We start from the raw sequence: 7382 nt of genomic DNA, 5'->3' as shown, positions 1-7382 counted from the left end.
ATTGCCACGATTTCGGTTCACCTCTCCCTGACGACGGAGAGAGGTCGAAAGCGAAGCTTTCGGGTGAGGGGGACTCTCCGCGAATCCAGCTGCGGAAGCAGCCCCTCACCCCAACCCTCTCCCCGTGAAGAACGGGTGAAGAACGGGAAGAGGGCGCGCACCTCCGACGCCGCGCGAGCAACATCGATCTCATCGTGTCTTGGCAAGTGTCTTGGCAAGTGTCTTGGCAACGTGCCTTGGCAACGTGCCTTGGCAACGCTACGTGGGACAGGCTTTCTGATGGACAGTTCAAAGAGCTGATTGGACAAGCGTCCGCATTGCCGCGGCGCGATTTGCGCCCGGAGCTTGCGAAGACCCGCCCTCGAAGAGATGAGGGCGCAGGGAATGCCGGGTGGTTCAGCCTCACCCATGGCCCGCGTGCATCAGAAGTAGCACGCGGCGGTTACCACAGGTTCAGCCGAAATCACCGGCATTCCCTGCGCGATGATGTTAACGCTTATCACGTGCTCTCCCGGGTGAACGGGCTCTCTTGCCACCCTCGCCTCGCCATCAGTCCTGCGAGACTTGATCCCAGCGTCGCGGGATCAGGACCACACGCCTTCGCCGTCCGCCTTGGGCCATTCGTCCGGCGCGCTTGCGCGCGCCTGAGGCCAAAGCGTCCACCGCATCCCGCCCCCTACGTCCGTGACGATCGCGAAGCGCCCCTCAAGTGGAGGCGGGATGCGGGGAATATACATCCGATTTCGGTAAATTGGAAATAGATATATTTTTATCGCGGGGGCTGGACAATGAATGGAATCGGGAAAACCGCAGGGGGGAAGCGATGTCTTCTGAAACACCCGCGCTGTGACGGCGCCGCTGGAAGCCTCAGCCGTCCTTCAATTCTCCTGCCTGCCGCATCTTCGCATGCCCTCGATCCGCCGCCCACGCTTCTTCTCGTCAGCAAACGTCAGCCCATAAAAAACTCTCGCGGATCGGCTTGATGCCGGCGAAGTCGAGCATGCTGCGCTCGAAGAGCTCACGCCGAAGGCGCCGAGATACCAGCGATGGAGCAGCGCCGGCACGCCATGGTCACCACGATGCTCCCAGGCTAAGCCCCTCGCATTATCGAGCAGAAGTTGTCGTCGAGGATTGGCCCCACGCCACGAACGCATCATTAAAGGCACGTTCGCCAGAAGCACCTTTTTCGATCGCGATGATGGCACGGCGCTGGTTGGAATAGACCAGCGGCACGTCGAACCACGACCGCTCCTTCATGAGCTGAATGTTGCGAGCGCGGTCGGCATCGACGTTCGACAGCCCGAGCAGGAAGAAGCCGTCGGTCACTTTGACGGCGAGGCCCGCCAGTGGCGTGCCGCGCGCCTGCTCGTTCGACTTCATCAGCATCCCGGGTACGTTGCCGACGACGCCGCCGACGAAATCCGGCGGCAGGAGGAACCTGAGCTCGGCGGTATGGCTCGCCGGCAGCGAGGAATCGGTGTTGCGGCGGAATGACATCGTCATCCTGAACTTGCGCTCAGGTACATCGATGTCGGCCCGAACGGCGATACTGGCCTGCTGGTTGCCGGATGCCTTGATCGGCTCGGCGCGCCAGACCACCGTGCCGACATACTGCTTGCCCTTGGGATCGGATGGATTCTCCTCATAGAGCACGACACGCTGGCGTGCGGAATCTGATGCAAGCAGTTGTGGCGAGGGTACCGCTGATCCCGAAGGGGCGAAGGCGGGGACTTGCGGGGGACCATCATTGACGCTCGGGAGCGCAGCGGCTTTCGCCGCAATGGTTCGGCGCTCTCGGGCCAGCGTTGTAAAAAAACCATCCGGATATTGCTTCAGAAAGGCATCCCAGCCAGCAACCGTGTTGACACGTTCGGCGGCCTCGAAGTCCCTCCTGATCGTGTCTTCTGGCTTGGCCACAAGCTCGGCCTTGCCGTGCAAATAGAACTCGCCGATGAACGAGAGCGACAATTCCGGCAACTGCGCGTGGTTGGTGGCCTCGTAAACGTCGGCGCTGACGCGGCGGAAAATCGAACCGATCTCCGCAGTTTCATCTACATGTTTCAAGAAAGCGGCCGTGTACGGGCTGTTACGCCCGTCCCCGTCCTCGGCCGTGCGTCCCGCTTGCGTGGCATAGGCGACGATCATGCCCTCCGGGCTGTCGATCTTGGCCAGGCCACGCTGCAATGAAATTCCGCGGGTTGCTCCGATGGACCGCTTGAGCTGATCCGCCAAGGGATTATCGCGACAGGAATCGAGTACGAGGATGCGGAGATTTTTGGCTTGCGCCAAGTCACCGACTACATCATCAACTCTCGTCATTCTGCGCAGGTCTGCCTCGTCAATCAGCCTGGCATCGACAGGGGCGAGGTAATTGACGCCACCAAACTGAAGCGCATGACCGCTATAATAGAACATCGCGACATCCGCGGTGCGCGCGATCCGCGAAAACCGGATCGTTGCTTCGTCCATCCCGGACTTGTCCAGGTCCGTTGCGAGAATCGTGTCGAATCCCAACGATCTCAACGCAGCAGCAACATCGGTGGCATCGTTCCGCGGATTTGGCAGCGCTGGCGCATTCTGGTAGGCACCATTACCGATCACCAGCGCAACGCGCGCATCCGCAAGGCAAAGGTCCACTCCGACGCCCGTCGCGGAAACAGCAACGACAAACGCGGTCAGGAGACGGGCAAGAAGGTTCACGGTCACCCCCACGGCTATGCAGACCATGTCCGAAATTCACGGATCAATCGACAACCGTCAACAGCACTCTACGCCATTCTGGACTATACTATGTGGCTTCTGGCTCTGCACGGAGAATTGACGGGTCGGGTCAGGCGCCCAGATTGGCGCTGACAGGCAGAACCGCAGCTTTGACAAGCTTGGCGCGCACGCGCTGCTCAATCCCCACGCCTTGCACACCGCCGCATGTCCTCGATCCACCTCGCCCGCTTCTTCTGATCGGCAAACGTCAACCCGTAAAAGCTCTCGCGGATCGGCCTGATGCCGGCAAATCCCAGCATGCTGCGCTCGAAGCCGCGGACGCCGAAGGCGCCGAAGTACCAGCGGTAGAGCAGCGCGGGCATTCCCATGGTGACGACGATGCGGGCGGAGCGGCCGGCCAGGAGACGCTTCGGAAATCCCTTTTCCCGGTAGGCCATGGCGAAGCCGGGGCGGAAGATCTGTTCGAGAAAGCCCTTGAACGATGCGGGCATGGTGCCGTGCCAGAGCGGAAACAGGAACAGCCAGTGCTCGGCCCAGCGCATGTCGTCGCGCGCCGGCATGAGCGCGGCCGGCAATTCCCCGGTCTCGAACTCCGCCTGCGTACGCAGCAGCGGAAAATCGAGTTGGGCGACTTCGATGCGGCGTACCTCGTGTCCCGCGGAGCGCGCTTCCTCGGCATAGGCGTCGGCCATCGCGTTGAGCAGGTGATTGCCGGCCGGATCGGGATGGCCCTGGATGATGGTGATGCGTCTTGTCATGTCGCTGGACTCCGTGACGGAGACTGTCGGCTCGGCGCAAAGCGCTATCATCCGCGGGCGCCGGCGTCGTTGATCTGCGTCAGCGGCGTGAATCCCGTCGCGAGATTCGGTGGGTGGGCCAAGCGCATCTTGCACCAAAGCGTGCCACGCAAAGGCAGAAGCGTGCCCACCATTCAAAGCCATGCTGTTGATATGATGGTGGGCACGGCGCTCCGCGCCTTAGCCCGCCCTACGGCTCCGTCCGGATTGTGACATTGTAGGATTAGCCCATCCTACCGCGGCTTCGACGAGCCGCGCGATCAGTTCTTCAGCACCGGCACCGTCGCGGCGGCCGGGCTCTTGCCCTTCTCGATCATGGCGAGCACGTCGGTGCGCTCCCGTCCCCTGCCTTCTTCAGGGGAGACGAAACACCACTGTGCTCGAATGCGACAGCCCTGTGCAACAGCGGGAGAGGGAGCTCACCGTGGATTCAGCGAGGCGCTCCGCCTGCCCACGCTGCGGCGAATCACACGCGGCGAGTTTGAAGGGCTGATGACGGTGTGCGAAAAAGGCTCGGCACCCACGCCCGGCTTCGATTCGGGCCATGGCGTTCCCCGGCCGAATCGAATTCCCCCGACCGTTGCCCAATCTCCCCAACCCTGCCGCGAATCACCGGCTAAAATGCCCGCAGCGAATCAACCTGCATAAGATCGGGGACGACACGACACACTCGAGACCGCGCCGCCGCCCGTGACCCAGTTGTAGAGACGAAGTGCCATGGCCGACGAGACGAGTGCGTTCGTAATCCCGCTGCATCACATCCCGCCGAAGAAGAGGAAGGCCAAGCCGAGCGCTCCGCGTGCGAAGGCTTCGCGGCCGCGCAAGAAGTCCGCGCCGGAGAAGGCAAGCCTGCCGGATTCCGAGCACCTTATCCCGCTCGACCTCGTGCGCGCCGAGTTGGAGCAGGCCGCAGCGCCCAAATCCTTATCCAAGTCCGTAGCCAAGCCCGCGTCGCCGGCGCCGCAGGCAGAGCCGCTGGCGCTGCCGCCGCCCGGGCGAGACCACGGGCCGGCGACACCTCCGCAACAGCCTCAGCCGCTGCAGCAGGACAACGCGCCGCCGGCGCGTCAGCCGTCGCGCGCGGCGACGCCGCGCCATCGCATCAGCGCAGCGCTCCTCACGCTCGCCGCGCTGGCGCTCGCCATCGTCGGCATGACCATGAACGGCTGGTTCGCCCGCTCGCTCGGCTCGACCGATGCCTCGGGCTGGTTGTTCCTCGCGATCGGCGTCGCCGCCGACCTGGTCGCGCTCACGCTGCCGTCGATCGCCGCCCGGCTGTGGCAGCAGCGCCAGCGCGCCACCTCGCTCGCCGCCTGGGCGGTGTGGCTGATGACCTTCGCCTTCGCCATCACCGCCGGCATCGGCTTCGCCTCGGTCAACATCGCCGACGTCACCGCCTCGCGCGCCGCGCGGGTGACGCCGGTGCTGACGATGGCGCAGACGGCGCTGGCGGACGCGATGACGGCACGCGACCGCGAATGCAAGGGCGGCGTCGGGAAATTCTGCCGGGAGCGCGAGGCCGTGGTCAATGAGCGCCGGCATGCGCTCGATTCAGCGATGGCCGCCGGCGCCGCCACCGCCGATCCGCAGAGCGAGGCCGCGGTGCGGCTGGTCGCCTGGGTCTCCGCCGGCACGCTGCACCCGACCGGCGACGATTTCGCGATGCTGCGCCTCGTGCTGCTCGCGCTGCTGCCGCAGATCGGCGGCATCCTGCTGATGGTCGGCCGCTCGTCCTGAGGCATCGGCCCGAGCAAGCGCGGCGAACGACGGCGGCAGCGGCGCGGATGGAAGGCGATTGCCGTCGCGGCTGTCCCGGCTCCGATCACACGGGCAGTCGCCGCCAGAGCGATAACCCGTCCACGACGGCTTCAGGCAAGCCGCGACATGGCAAACCTGCTCGCCTCGGACGGCGGCCGGTTCACGACATGCGGGGCGCAGAGAGTCCGGCGCTTATCGGGCCTGCTGCTGCGAGCCCCATTGCTGGAACCGTCGGTAGAGCACGGAGTCCTTCTGCGCAGAGGCGCTGGGCTGCGCAGGGGCAGGAGGCGGGTTCGAACGCGCGATCCCATTCGGTTTCGCGGCGGGCACCGGCGCGCGCGCCGCATCCAGTCTCGCAGGCTGCGGGGCAACCGGCGCCGTGATTGCCGACGTGGCCTGGCTCGGTGGGTTGTCGAGCCATGCCTGCGCCGCCTCGAACCGGGTCCAGCCCGGCAACTGGGCGGCGAGGTTGACCTCGTGCCATTTCGCGTGGTGCGGCGGCTTCTGGAACTCGGCAATCTTGGGAAAGAAGGCCTCGACGAACCGCTGAACCCGCCGATACCGGTCGGCGTTGGTCTTCGGCCAGTTATACGCGATCAGGACCGCACTCACTGCAATCGTATCGACGGATTGACCGGCCGGAATGACGTCGGGGTAATCGTCATGCGTGAGCGAGGACGGATAATAGTCTTCGATCAGTTGCGGCGGGTACGGAACCGAAATGAAGTGCAAACCATCCGCCACGTTCAGCTTGGCCATCGAGCGCACCGGCTTGCCCGCGATCAGAACCGTGGCGGCGATCTCGCCGCTCTTGAGCTTCTCGAAGGCCTCGGCCTGCGACATGCTGACTTCCTGGATGTCGATGTTGAGCGTCTTGAACACGTCGCGCATCGAGTAGCTCGTGCCGCTGCCCTTGGCATCGAGATTGACCTTCTGGCCCCGCAATTGCTCGATCGAGGTGATGTCTGCACGCGTGACGAGATGGACCTCCTCGGTGAAAAGCTTGGTGATGTAGACGATCTTGTTGTCGTTCTGGCCCATCCGCTCGTTCGAGCGACGGAAGTTGTTGAGAATGTTGGTTTGCGTGAGACCGATGTCGACGCCCCTCAGGTAGCGCACGTCGCGAATGTTTCGCGGTCCGCCGATGCCCGCGATCGGGAGAATGCGCAGATTGTCGCCGTCATTGAGCACTTCGGCGAGATCGTAGGCGATCTGCAGGTAGGTGTCGTCCGAATTCGGACTGCCCGATATGAGACCGATCGTGTTCTCGTTCGGCTGCTCGTTCTTGTAAATGCCGACGCCGACGAAATAATCGCCCATTCTTTCGATCAAGGCCGATTTGTCCTCGATGGTTTTCGTGACAGGGTTGAGCCAACGGTAGTCGACCCAGCCATGCCCCGGAGGCGTGCTGGCCGTCCTGACGAATTCCTGAATCATGAACTTGCCATCCTGATCCTTGAGATCGAGCAGGTTCTTTCCCCTAACCGCCGGCGTGACGCCGTTGGCGACGCAGAGACCCGTCAATTCGGTCACAAAAGGATAGAGGTCGCGATCCGCAAATCCCGGCGCCTTGCTGTTGATGGCCCGGAACGTGGCATCTGCCCCCTCCTTCTTGAATTTCTGCTGCACGCGCTTGACCATCGCCACCGCCTCGTCGAGCGCCCGATCACGGGTCATGCGGAACTGGCGATCGAGATGGATGTCGGACGTCGACAGGAAGGTGTGGATGCGAGGCCGCTCGGCAACCTGCACCGCCTCCCAGCAGCGGTCGATGTCCTCCGGCTTCGCGCGCGCGAGGCCGGCGATGATGGGTCCCTTGACCTCACGGGCGATGCGCCGCACGGCCTCGAAGTCGTCAGGTGACGAGATGGGAAAGCCGGCCTCGATCACGTCCACGCCCAGGCGCGCGAGCTGGTGCGCGATCTCCAGCTTCTCGTCGGCGTTTAGCGATGCGCCCGGCGACTGCTCGCCGTCGCGCAGGGTCGTATCAAAAATAAAAACGCGGTTCGCCATGCTTCTTGCTCCTTGCCGCCTATTTTACAAAACGTAATGCGTCAGCGGCTGCCACTGCGCGAACAAATCCGGGTGTTCATTCCAGAACGTTTC

4 protein-coding genes are annotated in these 7382 nt (G+C 63.6%); 1 reads left to right on the top strand and 3 read right to left on the bottom strand.

From position 1 onward, the window contains the following. Positions 1 to 1104: 1104 nt before the first annotated feature. Both JOY90_RS02980 and JOY90_RS02975 read right to left on the bottom strand, forming a co-directional pair. Positions 1105 to 2700, bottom strand: a complete 1596-nt coding sequence (locus JOY90_RS02980) for a caspase family protein (RefSeq protein ID WP_291689679.1) — start codon at positions 2698 to 2700, stop codon at positions 1105 to 1107. A gap of 197 nt (positions 2701 to 2897) precedes the next feature. Further along, complete coding sequence (locus JOY90_RS02975) at positions 2898 to 3479, bottom strand: NAD(P)H-dependent oxidoreductase (protein ID WP_291689678.1); 582 nt, start codon at positions 3477 to 3479, stop codon at positions 2898 to 2900. 756 nt (positions 3480 to 4235) lie between these two features. On the opposite strand from JOY90_RS02975, the gene JOY90_RS02970 reads away from it, so the two are divergent. Beyond that, a complete protein-coding gene (locus JOY90_RS02970; RefSeq protein ID WP_291689677.1) occupies positions 4236 to 5255 on the top strand; it encodes a hypothetical protein in 1020 nt (339 codons plus the stop codon). Between the two features lie 213 nt (positions 5256 to 5468). Here the strand turns inward: JOY90_RS02970 and JOY90_RS02965 are convergent, their stop codons facing one another. Beyond that, positions 5469 to 7289, bottom strand: coding sequence for a TAXI family TRAP transporter solute-binding subunit (locus tag JOY90_RS02965; protein ID WP_291689676.1), 1821 nt, complete (start codon positions 7287 to 7289; stop codon positions 5469 to 5471). Positions 7290 to 7382: the final 93 nt, after the last annotated feature.

Origin of the sequence: Bradyrhizobium sp. (assembly GCF_019242285.1) — a bacterium.
Taxonomy (GTDB): Bacteria; Pseudomonadota; Alphaproteobacteria; order Rhizobiales; family Xanthobacteraceae; genus Bradyrhizobium.
Note: the sequence above shows the minus strand (reverse complement) of the source record. Positions and strands in the feature narration are given on the sequence as shown.

What these genes read in the sequence shown, in the direction of transcription:
- JOY90_RS02975 (WP_291689678.1), bottom strand. Translation starts at nt 3,479, where the DNA reads ATGACAAGACGCATCACCATCATCCAGGGCCATCCCGATCCGGCCGGC.
- JOY90_RS02970 (WP_291689677.1), top strand. Translation starts at nt 4,236, where the DNA reads ATGGCCGACGAGACGAGTGCGTTCGTAATCCCGCTGCATCACATCCCG.
- JOY90_RS02965 (WP_291689676.1), bottom strand. Translation starts at nt 7,289, where the DNA reads ATGGCGAACCGCGTTTTTATTTTTGATACGACCCTGCGCGACGGCGAG.